Annotated in this window: 20 protein-coding genes; 11 read left to right on the top strand and 9 right to left on the bottom strand. The window is 64.4% G+C overall.

Annotation, left to right across the window (positions count from 1 at the left end; genetic code table 11):
* Positions 1-29: 29 nt before the first annotated feature.
* The 3 genes from R2E40_RS02555 to R2E40_RS02545 all read left to right on the top strand — a co-directional run bounded on the left by R2E40_RS02555 (position 30) and on the right by R2E40_RS02545 (position 4779).
* Positions 30-353, top strand: a complete 324-nt coding sequence (locus tag R2E40_RS02555; RefSeq protein WP_180807545.1) for a fimbrial protein — start codon at positions 30-32, stop codon at positions 351-353.
* Between the two features lie 504 nt (positions 354-857).
* Complete coding sequence (locus R2E40_RS02550; RefSeq protein ID WP_318164690.1) at positions 858-3605, top strand: collagenase; 2748 nt, start codon at positions 858-860, stop codon at positions 3603-3605.
* A 211-nt stretch (positions 3606-3816) separates the two neighbouring features.
* Complete coding sequence (locus R2E40_RS02545; protein WP_318164689.1) at positions 3817-4779, top strand: vancomycin high temperature exclusion protein; 963 nt, start codon at positions 3817-3819, stop codon at positions 4777-4779.
* Between the two features lie 53 nt (positions 4780-4832).
* Here the strand turns inward: R2E40_RS02545 and R2E40_RS02540 are convergent, their stop codons facing one another.
* Positions 4833-5447 carry a superoxide dismutase gene (locus R2E40_RS02540; RefSeq protein WP_045528973.1) on the bottom strand — a complete coding sequence of 205 codons (615 nt, stop codon included), beginning with the start codon at positions 5445-5447 and terminating at the stop codon, positions 4833-4835.
* 21 nt (positions 5448-5468) lie between these two features.
* Positions 5469-5894: a hypothetical protein gene (locus R2E40_RS02535; protein ID WP_043125593.1), complete on the bottom strand. Its 426-nt coding sequence runs from the start codon at positions 5892-5894 to the stop codon at positions 5469-5471.
* Positions 5895-6184: 290 nt separating this feature from the next.
* On the opposite strand from R2E40_RS02535, the gene R2E40_RS02530 reads away from it, so the two are divergent.
* Complete coding sequence (locus tag R2E40_RS02530; protein ID WP_016349285.1) at positions 6185-7096, top strand: lipase family alpha/beta hydrolase; 912 nt, start codon at positions 6185-6187, stop codon at positions 7094-7096.
* Positions 7093-7848, top strand: a complete 756-nt coding sequence (locus R2E40_RS02525) for a lipase secretion chaperone (RefSeq protein WP_077097569.1) — start codon at positions 7093-7095, stop codon at positions 7846-7848. The genes R2E40_RS02530 and R2E40_RS02525 overlap by 4 nt, the downstream gene beginning before the upstream one ends.
* A gap of 50 nt (positions 7849-7898) precedes the next feature.
* Here R2E40_RS02525 and R2E40_RS02520 read toward each other — a convergent pair whose 3' ends face one another.
* Genes R2E40_RS02520 through sgrR form a run of 3 tightly spaced genes read right to left on the bottom strand, consistent with a single transcriptional unit; the run spans position 7899 to position 10808 of the window.
* A complete protein-coding gene (locus R2E40_RS02520; protein WP_318164688.1) occupies positions 7899-8612 on the bottom strand; it encodes a hypothetical protein in 714 nt (237 codons plus the stop codon).
* 31 nt (positions 8613-8643) lie between these two features.
* The gene (locus R2E40_RS02515) at positions 8644-9039 is read right to left on the bottom strand and encodes an acyl-CoA thioesterase (protein ID WP_011704482.1); all 396 of its coding nucleotides are present in this window, start codon (positions 9037-9039) and stop codon (positions 8644-8646) included.
* A 35-nt stretch (positions 9040-9074) separates the two neighbouring features.
* Positions 9075-10808 (bottom strand): HTH-type transcriptional regulator SgrR, encoded by a 1734-nt coding sequence (gene sgrR / locus R2E40_RS02510; protein WP_318164687.1) that lies wholly within the window; start codon positions 10806-10808, stop codon positions 9075-9077.
* A gap of 100 nt (positions 10809-10908) precedes the next feature.
* Here sgrR and R2E40_RS02505 point away from each other — a divergent pair, with 100 nt between their 5' ends.
* The 3 genes from R2E40_RS02505 (at position 10909) to R2E40_RS02495 (ending at position 13248) form a co-directional block, all read left to right on the top strand.
* Positions 10909-11085 (top strand): hypothetical protein, encoded by a 177-nt coding sequence (locus R2E40_RS02505; protein ID WP_318164686.1) that lies wholly within the window; start codon positions 10909-10911, stop codon positions 11083-11085.
* A 156-nt stretch (positions 11086-11241) separates the two neighbouring features.
* The gene (locus R2E40_RS02500; RefSeq protein ID WP_318164685.1) at positions 11242-12510 is read left to right on the top strand and encodes an O-acetylhomoserine aminocarboxypropyltransferase/cysteine synthase family protein; all 1269 of its coding nucleotides are present in this window, start codon (positions 11242-11244) and stop codon (positions 12508-12510) included.
* Positions 12511-12618: 108 nt separating this feature from the next.
* The gene (locus R2E40_RS02495; protein ID WP_318165530.1) at positions 12619-13248 is read left to right on the top strand and encodes a glutathione S-transferase; all 630 of its coding nucleotides are present in this window, start codon (positions 12619-12621) and stop codon (positions 13246-13248) included.
* Between the two features lie 132 nt (positions 13249-13380).
* Here R2E40_RS02495 and R2E40_RS02490 read toward each other — a convergent pair whose 3' ends face one another.
* Positions 13381-14556, bottom strand: a complete 1176-nt coding sequence (locus R2E40_RS02490; RefSeq protein ID WP_318164684.1) for an iron-containing alcohol dehydrogenase — start codon at positions 14554-14556, stop codon at positions 13381-13383.
* A 210-nt stretch (positions 14557-14766) separates the two neighbouring features.
* Here R2E40_RS02490 and R2E40_RS02485 point away from each other — a divergent pair, with 210 nt between their 5' ends.
* Positions 14767-15348 carry a hypothetical protein gene (locus R2E40_RS02485; RefSeq protein ID WP_318164683.1) on the top strand — a complete coding sequence of 194 codons (582 nt, stop codon included), beginning with the start codon at positions 14767-14769 and terminating at the stop codon, positions 15346-15348.
* 198 nt (positions 15349-15546) lie between these two features.
* Here R2E40_RS02485 and R2E40_RS02480 read toward each other — a convergent pair whose 3' ends face one another.
* A complete protein-coding gene (locus tag R2E40_RS02480; RefSeq protein ID WP_318164682.1) occupies positions 15547-15999 on the bottom strand; it encodes a hypothetical protein in 453 nt (150 codons plus the stop codon).
* Positions 16000-16263: 264 nt separating this feature from the next.
* On the opposite strand from R2E40_RS02480, the gene R2E40_RS02475 reads away from it, so the two are divergent.
* Complete coding sequence (locus tag R2E40_RS02475; protein ID WP_318164681.1) at positions 16264-16398, top strand: hypothetical protein; 135 nt, start codon at positions 16264-16266, stop codon at positions 16396-16398.
* Positions 16399-16464: 66 nt separating this feature from the next.
* Positions 16465-17937: a C69 family dipeptidase gene (locus R2E40_RS02470; protein WP_318164680.1), complete on the top strand. Its 1473-nt coding sequence runs from the start codon at positions 16465-16467 to the stop codon at positions 17935-17937.
* Between the two features lie 61 nt (positions 17938-17998).
* Here R2E40_RS02470 and R2E40_RS02465 read toward each other — a convergent pair whose 3' ends face one another.
* A complete protein-coding gene (locus tag R2E40_RS02465) occupies positions 17999-18745 on the bottom strand; it encodes an SDR family oxidoreductase (RefSeq protein WP_318164679.1) in 747 nt (248 codons plus the stop codon).
* A 56-nt stretch (positions 18746-18801) separates the two neighbouring features.
* Entirely contained in the window at positions 18802-19047 is a 246-nt protein-coding gene (locus tag R2E40_RS02460; protein ID WP_011704472.1) for a DUF3624 domain-containing protein, read from the bottom strand.
* Positions 19048-19054 lie beyond the last annotated feature (7 nt).

Here is a 19054-nt window from a genome sequence, read left to right as displayed (position 1 = left end):
CAACGACATGTGACGAAAAGGACATAAAAATGAACACTTCCACCGCTTCCGTTCGCAACAGCGCCATCCGTTTCGCTTCTTCTGCCGCCGCAGCCATGCTGCTGGGTGCTGCCTTGCTGCCTGCCACTGCCTCCGCTGCCGACGGCTCCGTCACCTTCACCGGTACCATCTACGAAGCTCCCTGCGACTTCGCCGACAACAGCGTGACCTGCTATTCCGGCACCCAGCGCCAGACCCTGGATCTGGCCAGCCTGCAGCAAGCCGGCAGCCTCAATACCATCAGCAGCACCATGCAGTACAAGCTGTCTGCTGGCAGCAGCAACATGGCCATCGTCACCGTCAGCTACCTCTGATCGGGTCGTTCCTGCCATCTGCCCGGGGTTGTTCATTACCTCGGGCGGATCTGCTCGCCTTTTGCAAAATGACCCCCCGCCGCCTCCCCTAGGCTGCCATCGTTAATCACTGCTCTTCATCCACCAATCCCCCTCCCGTTTTTCTCGGCTGCCATGCCAACTGCCGCCCGGCGGCTTTTCACTACGATACTCACTGCAACACTCGGCTTTCTACACAGGCAGATCAGCTCTTTCCCTGCTTGATCCCCAGCTTGCTACTGTCGCATTCCCGCTTGGCCAAAGAACCTCAAACGAGACTTAGATCACAGTTGCCGGCCTCAGACTGAGATCCCCCCCAGATGGCAGATGAGTCCTTGCTATCAACCAGGCCCCCAATGGGACTCACTTTGTTTTGATTTAATCTAAATAAATGATTTATATGGCCTGATTGGTGGGTTGATATCCCTTTGGGGCTGACTAGATTGCACGCGTCAATCACGCAGACAATCAAGCAAAGGGATAAAAATGAACAATCTGGGTACCAGGTTGCTGCTGCTGGCAGCACCGGGCCTGTTTGCCACTTCGGCGCTGGCCAACTACTCCCCCTCCGACTGGCAACAGTATCAACTCAAAGATGAATCCAGCCGTCAGCTGGGGGATCGTCTCACCGAAGTGACCTACGAGCTGAGCGCCCGCAATGGCGGCGCCCCCTATCAGCAGCTGAGGGTGTATCGCCGCTTCGACTGGAGCGATGCCAACCTGGCCGCGCTGGCAGAACAGCAGTGCGGCGAGCCGCAACTCAAGATCGAGCAGGGCTGGCAGATCCGCTACCTCAGCTGTGAAGAGGTAGTACCAGCTGGCAAGGCCGTCCCGGCCAGCAGCTATGACTTTGGCTACGGCATGAAGCAGGGCCGCTGGGAGCCACTGGCAGGCACCCCTACCGCGCCGCGCCAGGATCGTCTGCCGCTGGCGGAGCGGGTCATCCTGGGTCACAGCGAGCAGGAGCTGGATCGCTGCGAGCTCAACGCCGAAGGTCGCTGCGCCGAGCAGGCATGGCAGTACCAGCCGCAAAACTGGCAGCAATTGAAGGTGCTGGAAGAGACCCCCAATGAACGGGATGGCCGCCTCGAGCAGATCTTCTTCCGCCTGCAGCCCATCGCGGGCAGCCAGGCCGCCAAGCAGGTGAGCGAGCTGCATGTCTGGCGCCAGTACACCTGGTTGCTGGAACAGGCCAAGACCCAGCAGGAGTGCGATGAACCCCAGACCCGTCAGGAAGGGGACAAGACCATCAGCTACCGGGTGTGCCGTCAGACCCTGCCCGCCGGCAGCGAAGTGCAGGTGGTCTTGAAGGACACCGGCTATCAATACCCGGTGGGGGGCAGCGAATGGCAGACCCTGCCGGAGACAACCGAGTGGCAGGAGAACCGGGTGCTCAACCGCCCCATCGTGCTGGCCAGCAAGGAAGAGCAGCTCGACTGTCGCCGTGCCGACGGCCGCGCCTGCTCCGAGCCGGATCTGCCGGGCACCGAACTGCTGGACGCCGAAGCGGCCAAGATAGTGCAGGATGCCAGTGGCCAGCCCGCACCGGTCTGGCAGGAGAACTATGGTCACGATGACACCAAGCTGCTGGCCGTGTCGCGCGGCATCCAGAGCCTGCTGGCGGCCAATCAGCCGGCCCATCCGGCCATGAAGCTGCTGCTGGAATACGTGCGCGCCCACAACTACCACAACTACGGCAAGCACAAGGAAGACGGCCCGGCCGCCGCCGAGGCGCTGGCCGAAGCGTTGACGGCGCTGGGCGCCCATCCGCTGCTCTTCCCGGAGCAGGCCAGCGACGAGGTAGGTGCCGTCATGGGTGCCTGGAGCATCGCCCTGCACGGCCAGTTCAAGAGCCCGGCAGTGCAGAGCCGCTTTGGCACCCTGCTCGGCGAGTTCAACCAGATGCTGGCCTACAGCACCCGCCATGCCAGCGAGATCAACGGTCAGCACGCCTGGGCAACCGGCCTGTTCGATCTGCTCAACTTCCTCGACTTCGCCAGCGACTACAGCGATCCCTTCGCCAACGACTTCCGCCAGCAGGATGGCGAGCTGCGCAAGCAGCTGCACGCCCTCGGCATGAGCGAACTCGCGTTGTGGAAGGGACGGGATGGCGCCGATCTGTTCCTGCTCAACAACGTGCTGGATGCCTACACCCGTCTCTACCGGGTCGCCCGCTATACCCGCCCGGACGAGCTCGACGGCTACCGCAAGCAGCTGGATGACTCCGTCATCGCACTGGTTCGCCACCACGACCTGATCCCCGGTGGCCAGCAGAGCCAGGATCTGCTGGAAGACATGTCGCTGACCCTCTCCACCTACTACCTGACCTACACGGATCGCACCAGCGAGGCCTGCATCAGCGGTGACTTCGCCGGCCTTTGCACCCCTGTCCGGGTGGAGGACGTACTGCCGTTCGAGCACACCTGCTCGCCGACCCTGCGCCTGCGGGCCCAGGATCTGACCATGGATCAGGCCGAAGGGATCTGCCGTGAACTGGGTGCCGAAGAGCAGCAGTTCCACCAGCAGATGGAAACCGGCTGGCAGCCGGTGGCGGACGATAACAACGAGGCGCTGGAACTGGTGGTCTTCAACTCCTCCGCCGACTGGAAACGCTACGGCAGTGCCCTGTTCGGCGGCGTCTCCACCGACAACGGCGGCATCTACCTCGAAGGGGATCCGGCTCGCCCCGGCAACCAGGCCCGCTTCTTCGCCTACGAGGCGGAGTGGAAGCGCCCAGCGTTCCAGGTGTGGAACCTGCGCCACGAGTACGTCCACTACCTGGACGGCCGCTTCAATCAGTACGGCAGCTTCGGCCACTACCCGCTCAACCGCACCACCTGGTGGTCGGAAGGGCTGGCGGAGTTCGTCGCCCACGGCCAGTGCTTCGCCCGCGGCCTGGACAACGTCGCCGGCCGCCCCGCCAACGACCGTCCGGCCCTGGCCGACATCCTGCATCTGGATTACGACAAGGGCGGCGAGATGGTCTACTCCTGGTCCTACACTGTGCACCGCTTCCTGAACGAAACCGGCCGCGGCGCCAGCTGGCTGGCCATGGCCCAGGCCCTGCGCAACCCGGATCAGCAGCAGGCCATGAGCGCCTTCGAAGCCGAGCTGGACCAGCTGATTGCCAATGACAGCGAGGCCTACCAGCAGTGGCTCGGCCGCGAGCTGCTGCCCTGGTGGGAAGCCAACAAGGACTCCGACGAGTGCAAGGCCAACGACTCCTCCCACTGAGGACGAGGCGGCTATGACAAGGGGCGGCCATGGCCGCCCCTTCTTATGAACGATTTTAATCGGCTCAGGATCAAGCAGTTAGCCGACCTCTCCCTGCGACAACCTCTGCCCGAGTGACGTCTTCGGCGGTCATCAAGCCTGACGTACGGCGGCAACTTGTAATAGAATGACCCTCTGTCACCTCTTACTTCAGACCCGAACCGCACCGCGCATGAAGAAGTTTGCCAAGATCCTGCTCGCCTGTCTCTGCCTGTTGCTGGCCTCCGTCGCCACACTGCTGGGCTACAGCGAGTGGACCGTCTCGGACGCCCGTCACTACACCTACGACGACGTCAATGCGGTGCCCTACAACCGGGTCGCCCTGGTGCTCGGCACCTCCAAGTACCTGATTGGCGGCAGCCCGAACCACTACTTCAAGTACCGGATCAAGGCCGCCGCCGAGCTCTACAACAGCGGCAAGGTGGACTACATCCTGGTCTCCGGCGACAACGCCACCGTGCAGTACAACGAGCCGCGCCAGATGCGGCGGGCCCTTATCCAGGCTGGCATCCCGGCCAATGCCATCTACAGCGACTACGCCGGCTTTCGGACTCTGGACTCCATAGTGCGAGCCAAGGAGGTGTTCGGTCAGGCCCACTTCACCGTGGTCTCGCAGGCCTTTCACAACGAGCGCGCCATCTTCATCGCCCGCCATTTCGGCATCGAGGCGGTCGGCTTCAACGCCGTGGACCCCAGCGCCTATCAGGGCATCAAGACCCGGGTGCGCGAGGTGTTCGCCCGCCTGATGGGGCTGCTCGACCTCTACGTGCTGGACAAGGGTCCCAAGTTCCTCGGCGAGCCCATCGTCATCGGCGGCCCGGTCCCCTGCCAGGCGTTGAGCACCATAGGGGCGAGCCAGCCCTGCCTGCCCATTGCACCGCCCCCTCATAAGCCGAAGGCCAAACCGGCAGCGGCAGTGAGCGCTGCAACCGCCACCAGTGCGGCGGCGGCAACCAGCGCAGCTGCACCGAGCGAGTCAACGCCCGTGGATAACCCGGCTGCCGCCAGTGCGGCAACACCAACCAGCAGTGCCCAGACCACCAGCGCAGCCGTGCCGAGCGAGGCAACGCCCGTGGATAATCCGGCTGCCGCCAGCGCAGCGGCAGCAACCAGCAGCGCGCCGACCCCTCAATAGCAGAGACCCGCCAACAGGCGGGTCTCTTTCATTGGGCTCGGTATTTCCGGCGATCAGGCCTGCGCCGCCACGTAACGCCGCGCCACCTCGTCCCAGTCGATCACCTTGTAAAACGCGGCTATGTAGTCGGGACGCTTGTTCTGGTACTTCAGGTAATAGGCGTGTTCCCACACATCCAGCCCCAAAATGGGCACCAGCCCATCCTGCAGGGGGCTGTCCTGGTTGGCGCTGCTCACTACCTGCAGCTTGCCGCTCCGATCGACCACCAGCCAGGCCCAGCCGCTGCCAAAACGGCTCAGCGCCGCCTGGGTAAAGGCCTGTTTGAAGACCTCCAGTCCGCCCAGATCCCGCTCGATCGCCGCAGCCAGCTCGCCGGCTGGCTCACCACCGCCCTGCGGACTCATCACCTGCCAGAACAGGCTGTGGTTGGCGTGACCGCCGCCGTGATTGCGCACCGCCCCCTGCACCTTGCCAGGCAGGCTGTCGAAACGGGCAAGCAGCTCCTCCACCGGCAGCACCGCCAGCTCGGGGAGATCGGCCAGGGCGGCATTGAGGTTGTTGATGTAGGCCTGATGGTGACGGCTGTGATGGATCTCCATGGTCAGCGCATCGATGTGGGGTTCCAGCGCGTCATAGGCATAGGCAAGGGCTGGCAGGGTATGGCTCATGGTCACCTCTGTTTATTGTGATTAATGCAGTTGGCGGGCGGACCCGGTCTGGCACAGGCACTGACCGAGGCAGCGGCGGATGCCGTCGTGGTTGCCGTGTTTGCGCAGGAAGGCGAGCAGCTCGGCATGGGTACTGCGGGTATGGCGCAAGGCCGCATCCCGCAGAGGATCGGGGCTGGCCGGCGACTGGCTGGTGGCGAGCAGGCAGTCGTGGATGTGGCACAACAGGTCGGCAGCGCGCTCCGGCCGCGCCATGGCGACCAGCAGATCCGCCAGATTGTGGTGGGCCACCACCAGCGCGGCGACCGCCTCGTCCACGTCGGGCCAGCCGGCAAACTGCTGGCGGGCCAGCCACAGCGCCTGCTGATAGCAGGAGAGCGCCTTGCCGTGTTCACCGGCATCGAAGTGGCGATTGCCGCTCATGGTCTGCACCTTCCAGTGCACCATGCTGCTGTCGCTATCCTCCGTCCCCACCCATCCTCTTACCCAGCTCGCCGCCATGATCCTTAACACCACAAATGATAATAATTATTATTTAACTTATGTAAGCGGCGAACACAAGGGATAGTTGTGCCGGCACCGCCAACAGCCCTGCCCATATGGGTAGGGCTTTTTTGAATCTGTCTGTTTGGTGATCATTTGCACAGATGCAAACGTCCCGCTCCGTCATGCTGGTTGGTACTGGCATGAGGCCGGTGGTTGCCGCTGCGGCAACCTTATTCACAAGGATGGACAAGATGAAAAAATGGCTATTGGTGCTGCTGTGCGCCCTGCCCATGCTGGGCCAGGCGGCAGGTTATACCCAGACCCGCTACCCCATAGTGCTGGTGCATGGTCTGTTCGGCTTCGACAAGCTGCTCGGGGTCGACTACTTCTACGGCATCCCCCAGGCGCTGACCCGGGATGGCGCCAGGGTCTATGTGGCTCAGGTCTCCGCCACCCAGAGCTCGGAACTGCGCGGTGAGCAGCTGCTCAGGCAGGTGCAGCAGGTGCTGGCCATCACGGGGGCGGAGAAGGTAAACCTCATCGGCCACTCCCACGGCGGCCCCACCATTCGCTACGTCGCCTCGGTCGCCCCCGAGCTGGTCGCCTCCGCCACCAGCGTGGGCGGGGTCAACTACGGCTCGGAGATCGCCGATCTGGTGCGCGCCAACGTGGCACCGGGCTCGGTGGCCGAGAAGCTGGCGGTGGCCGCCGCCTCCGCCCTGTCCGGGGTCATCTCGCTGCTCTCCGGGGGCAGCCAGCTGCCGCAGGATCCCCTCGCCGCCCTCGACGCACTCACCAGCGCCGGCGCCCAGCGCTTCAACCAGCGCTACCCCGAGGGGCTGCCCAGCCAGTACTGTGGCGAAGGGCCCATGCAGGCCGCCAATGGTGTCTACTACTTCTCCTGGAGCGGACGCGGCACCATGACCAACATCCTGGATCCGGTGGATCCGGCGCTGGCGCTGACCGGCAGCTTCTTCAAGGAGCCCAACGACGGCCTGGTCGGGGTGTGCAGCAGCCACCTCGGCAAGGTGATCGGCACCGACTACCGGATGAACCACTTGGACGAGGTGAACCAGTCGTTCGGCATTCGCCACCTGTTTGAGACCGACCCGGTCAGCCTCTATCGCCAGCACGCCAACCGCCTGCAGAGACTGGGGCTATGAGCAAGGCATGGCTGATAGCCGCTCCGCTGGGAGCGGCCCTTCTGCTGGGGGGCTGGCAGCTGTGGTCCGCCCTGAACTCCACCCCAGCCGCTCCCCCGGCGCAAGAGGCAGGGCCGAGCTCCACCCAGGCCCGGCAGGCGGCCTCCTCGCCCGATGAGAACTCGCTGCAGGCCCGCTATGAAGCCTTTCTCGCCGCCGAAGGCAGCCTGACGGTACCGACCGATCCGGGTCTGGCCAGCCTGCAGGTGCTGTTCGACGAGCGCGAGCAGTTGCGCCAGCAGAGCTTCACCCCGGCCGAGCAGGAGCAGCTGTTTGCCGAAGATCGGCTGATGGAGCAGTGGACCCTGCGCCGCAAGGCGCTGGCGGAGGCTGGCGATGCCGACAAGCCGCTGCTGGCGAGCGAGCTCGAGCTCTGGCTGGCGGAGCAGCCCCAGTGGTTTCGGGAGGCGGAGGCCAACAGCCGCCTGCTCGGCGACCTGCAGAGTCTGGAGCGGCTGCCCGCGACCGAGCGGGACGCCGTGCTGCGCGAGCAACTGGGGCCGGAGGCGGCGGACCGGCTGCACCTGCTGGCGGAGAGTCAGCAGGGATTCGAGCAACAGCTGGCCGGCTATCTGGCCGAACTCAAGCCCCTGCCCGACGAGCGCCGGGCCGAACAGCAGCCGGAGATCCTGGCGCGCTGGTTCGAGCCCGACCAGTGGCGACGGGTGGAAGCCCTCACCCGGCTCAGGCTGGGCGAGTCGTCACCACAATAAATAAAAGGGGGTCCATATCTGGGCCCCCTCGCTTCATGCTGCAACCGTGCTTACAGCGGCTTGTTGGCGCCCGGCAGCGGCTGCCAGGTGAGGCGGGTCACCTGGGTTCCCTGCACCTCGCACTTGAGGCTCAGATCCTGCCACCCCTTCTCCTGGCGCAGGGAGACTTCCCCCTCGATGCCCTCGGCACGGGTCTTGAGCTTGGCCTGCTCGAAGGTCACCTTGTCACCCCCGGCCAGTGCCATCAGCTTGCCGTTGCAGAGCCAGTGGGCGAGCTCCGCTCCCTTGAGCTTGACGCCCCCCTTGGCCGCCTTCTGTTCGGCCGGGCTCTGGGCAAACAGTTTGCCCAGCTCGGCCGCCCGTTTGGTGAGCCAGACTTCCCGCTGCTGCATGCTCATCTTGCTGACGAACTCGGCGGGCTGGCCCTTCTCGTCCAGCCACTGGGTCAGCTTGCTACTGTCGTCAAAGGCGAACTGGGCGGCGGGCTCCTTCACCCCGAACAGCTTGCCGCCCTTGAAGTAGTAGCTGCTCTTCCCTTCCAGCTTGCCCTGCTCGTTCATGATGGGCACGGCGATGATGACGGGAGCGCCATCCACCCAGGCCTTGATGTCGACGCCATCGTGGCTGAACAAACGAGTATCGAGGGCGCTCTCGGCCCCCTTTTCCATCAGGGAGAACTGCTCGGCGAGGGAGGCCGCCACGGAAGGCAGGGAGCAGAGCCCCAGTCCCAAGCCGAGGCTCAGGGCGATCACGGTATTGCGCATAAGTGTCCTGTGATTGGCCGACGGGCCAAGGTTAGCTTTCTATCAGCCAGGCTCGCAGCCCCTCCCGGTGGCGATCGCTCAGGGGAATGGACTGGCGGGACTGGTAGTCAAAATGGATCAGGGTGGTTTCGGCGGTCACCGCCAGCTCGTCCCCCTGCCAGGCTTCCTGCCAGAGCGTGAAGGAGCTGGAGCCGATGCGGCGGACCCCGGTTTTGATCAATACCTGCTGGCCGTAGAACAGCTCCCGTTTGAACTGCACCGTGTAGCCCGCGATGATCAGATGCCAGTTGTGCACATCCAGCTCGGGGGAGAAGATGCGAAACAGCGGGTCGCGGGCCGATTCAAACCAGACCGCCGGCACCGTGTTGTTGATGTGGCCGAGGGCATCTGTCTCTTGAAAACGGGGTTGGATCTGCATTTCCAGCATGGATATCGACTCCTTGTCGTTGGACCGCGCTCAGGCTAACGCGGCCCGCCTTTGGACTCAAGCTCCCCCGTCGTATCGCCGGCGCCGACGGCCAGCTCCGGGCGCAGCCAGGCGCTGCGAAAATCGAACCAACCGAGCGCCGTCATCCGCACCCCGTGCACGCCGACCCGGCTCTCCAGTTCCAGCCAGTGGTGAAACAGCGGCACGAACCAGCCCTGCTGCTGCACGCTTGCCAGCAAGGCGCGCGGCCCCGGCTCCTCGCCGCTGGCACGCCACTGCGTCAGCCCCTGCCACAGACGCTGCTGGCCGCCCCACACCTTGCGCAGCAGCGGGGTGCCCTGCAACCAGGCGTAGGGGGCGAAGGCGTGTTCGTGCTCCAGGTTGAGGGTGCCGAGCCAGAGATCCACGTCCTCGTCCGCCCCGCTCACCCAGCGGCCGTAATCCAGGGTGCGCACCTCGAGCCGGATCCCCTGCTCTGCCAGCAGGCTGCTCATGGCGTTGGCGCACTCGTTGAATTCCAGGTGCTGGTTGAAGCAGGCCAGCACCAGCCGACGCGGCAGCTGCTCCGGCATCGGCAGCGGGGCCGACTGGGCCTCGCGCCAGTGGGGCAAGAGACCGAGCGCGCTGGTCCAGCCCCGCTGCAGCTCGGGGGCGACCCGCGCCATCAGGGCGATGGGGTTGAGCAGGCCGGCCAGCCACTGGCGCAGGGCGGGATCCTGCAAGGATGCGGATCTGTCGTCCTGCAGCAGGAAGTAGCAGCCGGATTCCAGCTCGGACTCGCCGCGCATGGTGCCGAGTTCGGGGCTGTCGCGCCCCAGCTGCAGGTGGCTCTCCAGCCGCTCCGCCAGCTCCGGCAGCATCCAGATGTCGATCTCGTCGAGCAGGGCCCGCAGGCCGAAGTAGTCGTCGAATGCCTCGAGGCACAGTTGCAGCGGGTCGTTGGCGGTCACCCGGTAGGGGCCTGTGCCTACCGGCTGCAGGGCAAAGCCCGCCTCCCCCTTGAGCTCGCGCGGCAGGATGGCCGCCACCGGCTCGGCCAGCAGCTGGGGCAGCAGAGGATCCGGGCTGTCGAGATGAAGATCCAGGGTGCGCGGCCAGGGGCTCTCCAGCCGCGCCAGATGGGCAAACAGCGGGCGATCCCGCAGGGCCAGCAGGCTCTCCACCACGTCCTCCACCACCAGCTCGCGGCCGTGGTGAAAACGCACCGCCGGCCTCAAGTAGAAGCGCCAGTGGCAGGGGCCCAGACACTCCCAGTGGTGGGCCAGATCCCCCTCGATTTCCCCATTTTCCTCATTTCGCCGGGTCAGGCCGTTGAAGATCTGGCGGCTCAGGTGGATTTCGGAGCGGCGCAGCGGGCCGGTGGGCAGCAGGCGCGGCAGCGGCCGGTAGTAGGGCACCCGCAGGATCTGGCGCCCTTCCCGGGTGGCCTGGCCGAGCTGCTCGATGAGCAGCGGGGTGAGCAGCTCGAGGCGATCTTCGGCCAGCCGTACCGCCTGCGCCAGCTGGCCTTGGCTAAGCAGATCCCGTAGCCGGCGCCGGGTCAGGCTCTCCTGGTTGTCGAGCAGGGTGAGCCGGGAGCGCCGCCCCCGTCCGGCCTCCGCCGCCCAGCTGAGCCAGCCCTGATCCTGCATGCGGCGCAGCAGCAGGCGGGCGTTGCGCGGGGTGCAGCAGAGCAGATCCGCCACCTCGGCGAGGCTGATCTCCCGCTCGTCACAGCCAAGCTGCTGGGCGAGCCGTTGGAATTGCTGGTAAAGGCGGCTGGTGGGCATAAAAGAGGAAATCCTGTTGTTGAAAGTCATCAGTTTTTACTTCCGCATTTTAGCTCAATACTGCTGGCGAACGTGAGAACCACAGCAGAGGAGCACCATCATGAGCCACGCCAACCCCATCAAACCGAACCGGATCCAGCAGATCCTGCGCCGTTACTTCAAGCGGATCCTGCCCAGACCGCTGACCCTGATCGAGGATCCCATGAGCCAGCTCAACCGCCTGATGCAGTGGGACATGCAGCAGATCGACGACAAGGAGTATCGCCGCCGCCTCTGACCCCCCCTCGCCCGGATCGCACAAGGGAGGGCGCAGTTCGCCAGCGGGCGCAATTGCTTTGCCGGATTGGGTGGTTTACATCGGCGCTGGGCCTGATAGATTGGACGTCTATCCATCTATAACTGCTACCCAGCAACATCCAACAAGGAGTGTGTGATGAAAGATGCGACCCTGGCCCTGCACCACGGCTTTGCCAGCGACCCCACCACCAAGGCCGTCGCCGTGCCCATCTACCAGACGGTGGCCTACGAGTTCGAGAGCGCCCAGCACGGGGCGGATCTGTTCAATCTGGCGGTGCCAGGCAACATCTACACCCGCATCATGAACCCCACCAACGATGTGCTGGAGCAGCGGATGGCCGCGCTGGAAGGGGGCATCGCCGGCCTGGTGGTCTCGGCGGGTTCCGCCGCCATCACCTACGCCATCCAGGCGCTGACTGCCGCCGGCGACAATATAGTCTCGACCCCCCAGCTCTATGGCGGCACCTACACCCTGTTCGCCCACATGCTGCCGAGCTTCGGGGTCGAGGTACGCTTCGCCAGGGATGACAGCGCCGAGGCCATCGCCGCCCTCATCGACGACAAAACCAAGGCGGTCTACTGCGAGAGCATCGGCAACCCGGCCGGCAACATCGTCGATCTGGCGGCCTTCGCCAAGGTGGCCCACGCCCGCGGCGTGCCACTCATCGTCGACAACACGGTCGCCACCCCGGTGCTGTGCAAACCCATCGAGCACGGCGCCGACATCGTGGTGCACAGCCTGACCAAATACGTCGGCGGCCACGGCAACTCGCTGGGGGGCGTCATCGTCGACTCGGGCAAGTTCCCCTGGGCGGAGCACGCCGAGCGCTTCCCCCAGCTGACCAAACCCGAACCTTCATATCACGGGGTGGTCTACACCGAGGCCTTTGGCCCGGCCGCCTTCATCGGGCGGGTGCGCACCGTGCCGCTGCGCAATACCGGCGCGGCGCTGGCGCCGATGAACGCCTTCCTGCTGCTGCAGGGGCTGGAGACCCTGAGCCTGCGCATGGAGCGCCACGTGGACAACGCCCTGCAGGTGGCTCATCACCTCAAGCATCACCCCAAGGTAGCCTGGGTCAGCTACGCCGGTCTGCCGGGTCACCCCCACTACCTGCTGGCGGAGAAATACATGGCTGGCCGCCCCTCGGCCATTCTCTCGTTCGGTCTGAAAGATGGCTACGAGGCGGGCGTGCGCTTCTACGATGCGCTCAAGATCTTCAAGCGGCTGGTCAACATCGGCGATGCCAAGTCGCTGGCCTGCCACCCGGCCTCCACCACCCATCGCCAGTTGAGCGAGGAAGAGCAGGCCAAGGCCGGCGTGAAACCTGAGATGATCCGGCTGTCGGTGGGGATCGAAGCCATCGAGGACATACTGGCGGATCTGGATCAGGCGCTGGAGGCATAAGTCAGGTGTTGAGCGAGCGGGCATCAAGCCCGCTCTTTTTTGGCCAGCGGTGAACCTGCCACCGCGCCGCTGCGTATCACCGCCTTCCGTCACTGCGTCGAGGTTTCCATGATAGTCCTGCACCACCTGAACAAATCCCGCTCCCAGCGCATCATCTGGCTGCTCGAAGAGCTGGGCCTGCCCTATGAGATCAAGGCTTACCAGCGCGATGCCGACACCTTTCTGGCGCCGCCCGAGCTAAAAGCCATCCACCCCCTCGGCAAGTCGCCGGTCATCGAGTTCGACGGCCGGGTGCTGGCGGAATCGGGCGCCATCACCGAGTACCTGATCGCCCGCCACGCCGCCGATCGGCTGGCACCGGATCAAGATAGCCCGGACTATGCCGAATACCTGCAGTGGCTCCACTTCGCCGAGAGCTCGGGCATTCTGCCGCTGCTGCTCGACATGTTCGTGCGCAAGGACGGCAGCCCGATGCGCTTCCTACCGGACTACGCCAAAGCCGAGTGCGCCAAGGTGCTGGGCTATCTCAACGAGGTGCTGGCAAGCCGCCGCTATCTCGTGGCCGATCGCCTCACCGGCGCCGACATCCTGAACTCCTTCCTGGTGGATCTGCTGGCCCAGAGCGGCCAGCTGGCCCAGTTCCCGCATCTGCAGGCCTACTGGCAGCGCCTCAACACTCACCCGGCCCGCCAGAAAGCGGCGGCGCTGGAGCGCGAACTGGACCGCAGCGCCGGATAAACGGCCGCGCCCGGCGACACCATGCAAAACGCCCCGATGATCGGGGCGTTTTTTTCTGCTCGTCAGCCAGATGATCAGAGCGTGTGAGAAAGGATCCGCACCACTCTGATTGCCAGGCGCGAGTCCCCTGACTTAAAGCGCGTGGGACAGGATCCTGGCTACCTTGTCGGGATCTATGTCCTGCTGCTCACCGAGGGCGGTCAGGCCGAAACGCTTGAGGTTGGAGCAGATGCCGGGGATGCAGCTCTCGCTCAGGCCGTAATCGGCGAGACGGGTGCCCACCCCCATCTGCTGGAAGAACTGCTCGGTGCGGATGATCGCCTCCTCAATGCGCAGCGCCTTGTCCTCGCGGCTGGAGTGCCATACCCGTTCCGCGAACTGGGCCAGCTTCTCCTGCTTCTGGGCCGATTGCTCGCGCAGTAGGGAGGGCAGCACCACCGCCAGACTCTGGGCATGATCCAGCCCATGCAGGGCGGTGAGCTGGTGGCCGATGGCGTGGGTGGACCAGTCCTGCGGCACACCGCGACCGATGAGGCCGTTGAGCGCCAGGCTGGCCGCCCACATCAGGTTGGCGCGCACCTGGTAGTTGGTGGGCTCCGCCAGCGCGCGCGGGCCGTTGTCCACCAGCACCTGCAGCAGCCCTTCCGCCAGCCGGTCCTGCACCTCGCCCCCCACCGGGAAGGTGAGGTACTGCTCGATGATGTGGACGAAGGCATCCACCACCCCGTTGCCCACCTGGCGCGGCGGCAGGCTGTAGGTGGTCGTGGGATCCAGTACCGCAAACACCGGCTGCACCAGCGGGTTCATGAAGGAGAGTTTGGCCTCCCCGCGGCTCACCACGGCGGCCGGGTTGCTCTCCGAGCCGGTGGCCGGCAGGGTCAGCACGCAGCCCAGCGGCAACGCCGCCTTGATGGGGGCCTTGTGCAGCAGGATCTCCCAGGGATCCGCCCCCTCGAAGCAGGCCGCGGCGGCCACGAACTTGCTGCCATCCACCACGGAACCGCCGCCGACCGCCAGCAGGAAGTCGATGCGCTCGCGCTTGACCAGGGCCACCGCCTCCATCAGCTGATCGTACTGGGGGTTGGCGCCGATGCCGGGAAACTCCAGCCACTCCCGTCCCGCCAGCGCCTGGGTCAACTGCTCATAGACCCCGTTCTGTTTGATGCTGCCGCCGCCGTAGAGCACCAGCAGGCGGCTGCCGGCCGGGATCAGTTCGGGCAGCTTGGCGATCTGGCCGTCACCGAAACAGACGCGGGTAGGATTGGCATATTGGAAGTTGTACACGGCAGAGCCCTCGGTTGAATGCATGCAGGGGAATTGTGCGCCTGTGGCTCCAGCAGGTCAAAAAACGGGAGCCGGCTATCAGATTGCACAGCGAGGGTCGGGTCGCCGTAAGGAAGTCGTGCGGCGCCGCCCCTGTTTCTGTGCCGCTCTGCTATGGTCTCTCTGGGAACCGGGTGCGCAACCCTCAACGCCCGCTCCCGCCCTCTTCACTCTTTTGCTCATAAGGTCTGACACATGAAACTCAAGCATGCATGGATTGCCGGTTTGCTTTCCCTCTCGACCTGTCAGGCGCAGGCTGCCGAGGTGGCGACCGAAGTCACCACGGCCCCTGGCAAGGCCAACCTGGTGGAGGCCGTCTCGGCCCAGGCCACGGTCACCGCCATCGATATGGCCAGCCGCAAGGTCAGCCTGAAGAACGCCGCCGGCGAGGCGTTCGACATCGTCGCCGGTGAGCAGGTCACCAACCTGGCCAACCTCAAGGTGGGCGACGTGGTGGCACTCCGCTACCTGCAGATGCTGGATCTGGAGCTGCTCAAGGGCACTGCCGGGGTGAGAAAACGCATCGTGGAAGTGGCGGCTGGCAAGGCCGAGGCAGGCGAGAAGCCGGGCGCCGGGATCGGCAAAAAGGTCACCCTCTATGGCGACGTCATCGCGGTCGACAAGGGGCAGCAGACCATCACGGTGAAGGGGGTGGATCACACCCTGGTGCTCAAGGTACACAACCCGGCCCAGTTTGCGCTGATCGCCAAGGGCGACCAGATCAAGGCCGTTCAGACCCAGGCGGTGGGGATCGGCATCCTGCCCGAAAAGAAATAGCGACGGCCTGAGCCGATGCAGCGGCCGGACGCCGTCCGGTCATCGAGGGAGTGGCAACCGCCCTCCCTTTTTTGCTGCCGTGGTGGCGGCGCACAGCGGCCCGTGCTGCGCCGCATCGGCAGCCCGCTCATGGTACCTGCACAGGGGCAAGTGGTTGCCCCCATCGACCAAGGATTGCCGTTCGAGTCATCCCGCCGTTCAGGCGTTCTTGGTCTCTTCCTTGGCGCTGCTCTTCTTGCCGGTGAGGCGGTCCATCGCATCCTGCAACATGGCGTCCCGCTGCTCGTTCAGCGGCTTGCTCTGCTCCGCCCGCTCCTCGGCAGTCAGCTGCTTGTTGTCGGCAATCGTCTTGAGCTTCTCTTCTAGCTCGTTGAACTTCTTGCGATCAAAGCCGAGCGCCTTGTCCACCAGCTGCTGCATCACGCCCCCCTTGTCGGAGCCGATATCGAGCGCCGGCGGCAGCTTGCTGTTCTTGGCCAGGTGTTCATAGGTCAACGCCTGCTGGGCCTGGCCAGTGATCCGCTGGGAGGAGAGGTTGACCAGATCTTCCCAGCCGCCACCCTGGCCGCTGTCGGCACTGCTGAGGGTGGCGAGGGCGCGGTTGTTGGAGGCGCTCTGGGCAAGCTGCTGGCTGTAGGGTTTGATATCCATGGGGGCTCCAGTCTGCATGCCGATCCGGCATGACGAGGTCACTGATTCGATGGCATGAGGCGCCAGGCCCCATCATTGGCAATAAAACCAGCAAGTTGCAGGCCAACTTGCCAGATTGGTGCAGATCCCGGCTCGCACGGGCTTGCGAGCTGATCCATGGCCATCTCGACGTCAGAATCATGACGCTGCGCTGCCCAATCGGCAGCTTCTGGTGTATATCGCTGCCTTTTTCACGCTTTACCAGACAAAGCAAAGGAACGGCTCATGGATCACAAAATAAACAACCAGCAAGGCATACAATTTCGGCGCACAAAACGACCAGCAAGCAGTGTTATGGATGAAATGTTTGCGTCATCGACCATGAGCAGCACGATCCCCCGGCAGCGTATCGGCGGCTGATCGCTCTGCGGCAGACCTGCATCCCACCGCCTGGCTTTCACTCACAGTTACGCTTCGGGCAATCCCATGAAAAAACACACCTTGAGTCTTCTCTCCGCCACCCTGCTCACCCTGCTTGGCACCAGTGCCGACGCCTGTACCGGCCTCATCGTCGGTAAAGGCGCCACTGCCGATGGCAGCGTGATGATCGCCAGAAACGAGGATTTTGGCGTCAACAACTGGAACAAGTACCTGGCCTTCCGGCCCGCCCAGCAGAACGAGGGCACAATCTGGAAACTGGGCAACGGGCTGGAAGTGCCGATGCCCAAGGCCTTCTTCGCCTACTCCGCCATCCGCGACTGGGATGCCACAGCCAGCGACCCGGCCGGCAAATATTATGAAGAGCGCGGCATCAACGAGTTCAACGTCGCCATCTCGGCCACCACCAGCGCCGAGGTCAACGACCAGGCCCAAAAAGCCGATCCGCTGATCGAGAAGGGGGTCATCGAGGCCATCATCCCGACCCTGATCCTGCCGCAGGCCAAGACAGCCAAAGAGGGGGTCGCACTGCTCGGCCGCTATGTGGAGCAATATGGCGCCGGGGAAGGCAACAGCCTCTATCTGGCGGATGTGAACGAGGCCTGGCTGATGGAGATCGGCTCCGGCCACCACTGGATCGCGGTGCGGGTGCCGGACGACAGCTACGCCATGGTGGCCAACGGCCTGCGCATCCACGGCGTCGATCTCGACGGCGCCGATGTGCTGCACTCGCCCAGGCTGCTGGAGTTCGTGCGCGAACACAAACTGCTGGATAACGCCGACCCGAAAGAGTTCAACTTCGCCAAGGCGTTCGGGGTGATTGCCGACCCCTACAACGTGGATCGAGAGTGGCTCGGCCAGAAGATGCTGACCGCCAGCCACCCGCAGCCGACCCGGCAGGCGCAATATCCGCTCTTTATGAAGCCGGATACTCCCATCGCCGTGCCGGACGTGGCCAGGCTGCTGAGTGCCACCTATGACGGTACGCCGCTGGCCGGCAAGGCGGAGCGGCCGATCCGCATCGACAGGCAGCTGGAATCCCACGTCATCCAGCTGCGCAAGGAGATGCCCAAAGAGCTGCAGGGGCTTATCTGGCAGAGCTACGGCGTGCTGGCTGAATCGGTGATGGTGCCGCTCTACAACACCCTGGAGTCCTATCCCCTGCCCTATCGCACCGGCAGCGACAGCTACTCCGATGACTCCGCCTACTGGCAGTTCCGCAGCCTGACCGCGCTGGCCAGCGCCGATCCGGACAAGTACCTGCCGCTGCTGCGAAACGTCTGGAGCAAGGAGAGCAGCAAGCTCTACCAGGAGGTGGCCCTGCTAGACCAGAGCCTGAAGCAGGCCTATGCCAGCGACAAGGCTACCGCCATAGGGCTGGCCGCCGACTACTCCTATGGCCAGCTGGAGCAGACCTATCAGATGGCCAAAGATCTGCGCTACAAGCTGATGACGGATCTCACCAAGCGCACCGAGCAGAAGTATTCGCCGGAGGAGTTCAAGAAGATCATGAGCCTGTAATCGGCTCACCAACGAAAAGAGGCTCCCAGGGGAGCCTCTTTTATTTCGTCAGCTGCCGCCATCAGCGGCGGCTGATATGGAGTGGGCCGAAGGTCTGCGCCACCGGCATGATCTCGATGCTGTTGATGTTGACGTGGGCCGGTTGCTGGCTCACCCAGAGCACGGTATTGGCGATGTCTTCCGGCTGGATCGCCTGCACCCCCTGATAGACGGTGGCCGCCTTGGCATCGTCACCGTGGAAGCGCACGTTGGAGAACTCGGTGCCGCCACATAGGCCCGGTTCCACGTTGGTGACGCGGATGGCGGTGCCCGCCAGATCGGCGCGCAGGTTGAGACTGAACTGCTTCACGAACGCCTTGGTGGCGCCGTAGACGTTGCCGCCCGGATAGGGGTAGGTGCCGGCGATGGAGCCGATGTTGATGACGTGGCCGCGATTGCGCGCCACCATGCCCGGCAGCAGCAATCGGGTGAGAAGGGTCAGACCGCTGATGTTGGTGGCGATCATCTGCTCCCAGTCTTCCAGATCCGCCTTGTGGGCCGGCTCCAGCCCCAGCGCCAGACCGGCGTTGTTGACCAGCAGATCCACCTCGCGCCACTCGGCAGGCAGCCCATCGATGGCGGCGCGGGTGGCCGCCTTGTCCTGCACGTCGAACGCCAGCGGCAGGAACTGCGCGCCCAGTTCGTCGGCCAGCGCCGCCAGCCGTTCGCCGCGACGGCCGGTACCGATCACCTTGTAGCCCGCCTGCACCAGCTGACGGCTGATGGACTCACCAAACCCGGACGAGGCGCCCGTTACCATTGCTATCATCTGAACCTCCATATCTACAGCGCTATTGTTATTTATCTGTTTGAAATCAATCTGATTCATTCATCGCTCAACTCACGTCCGGTCGCCCTGCGCCAGACAAACACCAGCAGGTGGAGCAGCAACAGGCCCGATCCCCCCAGCGCGAACAGCAGGCCGGTGAGGGCGTTGACCGAGGTGTCGGCGCCACACCACCACCAGACCAGCCAACCGACCAGGCCGATGACGAAGGTCTGGCCGGCGCAGACCGGGCAGCGCCCCAGCTTGGCCTTGATGGCAGTGGCGAGGCAGTTGTCGCAGCTCATCCCCTCT

Origin of the sequence: Aeromonas sp. CD, assembly GCF_033349375.1 — a bacterium.
In the GTDB taxonomy this organism is placed as follows: domain Bacteria; phylum Pseudomonadota; class Gammaproteobacteria; order Enterobacterales; family Aeromonadaceae; genus Aeromonas; species Aeromonas hydrophila.
This window is presented reverse-complemented; position numbering and strand designations above follow the sequence as displayed.

Bases quoted from the DNA above. Each gene is read 5' to 3' on its own strand.
- R2E40_RS02465 (WP_318164679.1), bottom strand. From the start codon at position 18,745: ATGATAGCAATGGTAACGGGCGCCTCGTCCGGGTTTGGTGAGTCCATC.
- R2E40_RS02530 (WP_016349285.1), top strand. From the start codon at position 6,185: ATGAAAAAATGGCTATTGGTGCTGCTGTGCGCCCTGCCCATGCTGGGC.
- sgrR (WP_318164687.1), bottom strand. From the start codon at position 10,808: ATGCCCACCAGCCGCCTTTACCAGCAATTCCAACGGCTCGCCCAGCAG.
- R2E40_RS02495 (WP_318165530.1), top strand. From the start codon at position 12,619: ATGATAGTCCTGCACCACCTGAACAAATCCCGCTCCCAGCGCATCATC.
- R2E40_RS02515 (WP_011704482.1), bottom strand. From the start codon at position 9,039: ATGCTGGAAATGCAGATCCAACCCCGTTTTCAAGAGACAGATGCCCTC.
- R2E40_RS02550 (WP_318164690.1), top strand. From the start codon at position 858: ATGAACAATCTGGGTACCAGGTTGCTGCTGCTGGCAGCACCGGGCCTG.
- R2E40_RS02480 (WP_318164682.1), bottom strand. From the start codon at position 15,999: ATGGATATCAAACCCTACAGCCAGCAGCTTGCCCAGAGCGCCTCCAAC.
- R2E40_RS02490 (WP_318164684.1), bottom strand. From the start codon at position 14,556: ATGCATTCAACCGAGGGCTCTGCCGTGTACAACTTCCAATATGCCAAT.
- R2E40_RS02520 (WP_318164688.1), bottom strand. From the start codon at position 8,612: ATGCGCAATACCGTGATCGCCCTGAGCCTCGGCTTGGGACTGGGGCTC.
- R2E40_RS02540 (WP_045528973.1), bottom strand. From the start codon at position 5,447: ATGAGCCATACCCTGCCAGCCCTTGCCTATGCCTATGACGCGCTGGAA.
- R2E40_RS02525 (WP_077097569.1), top strand. From the start codon at position 7,093: ATGAGCAAGGCATGGCTGATAGCCGCTCCGCTGGGAGCGGCCCTTCTG.
- R2E40_RS02470 (WP_318164680.1), top strand. From the start codon at position 16,465: ATGAAAAAACACACCTTGAGTCTTCTCTCCGCCACCCTGCTCACCCTG.
- R2E40_RS02555 (WP_180807545.1), top strand. From the start codon at position 30: ATGAACACTTCCACCGCTTCCGTTCGCAACAGCGCCATCCGTTTCGCT.
- R2E40_RS02545 (WP_318164689.1), top strand. From the start codon at position 3,817: ATGAAGAAGTTTGCCAAGATCCTGCTCGCCTGTCTCTGCCTGTTGCTG.
- R2E40_RS02460 (WP_011704472.1), bottom strand. From the start codon at position 19,047: ATGAGCTGCGACAACTGCCTCGCCACTGCCATCAAGGCCAAGCTGGGG.
- R2E40_RS02485 (WP_318164683.1), top strand. From the start codon at position 14,767: ATGAAACTCAAGCATGCATGGATTGCCGGTTTGCTTTCCCTCTCGACC.
- R2E40_RS02500 (WP_318164685.1), top strand. From the start codon at position 11,242: ATGAAAGATGCGACCCTGGCCCTGCACCACGGCTTTGCCAGCGACCCC.
- R2E40_RS02475 (WP_318164681.1), top strand. From the start codon at position 16,264: ATGGATCACAAAATAAACAACCAGCAAGGCATACAATTTCGGCGCACA.
- R2E40_RS02535 (WP_043125593.1), bottom strand. From the start codon at position 5,894: ATGGTGCACTGGAAGGTGCAGACCATGAGCGGCAATCGCCACTTCGAT.
- R2E40_RS02505 (WP_318164686.1), top strand. From the start codon at position 10,909: ATGAGCCACGCCAACCCCATCAAACCGAACCGGATCCAGCAGATCCTG.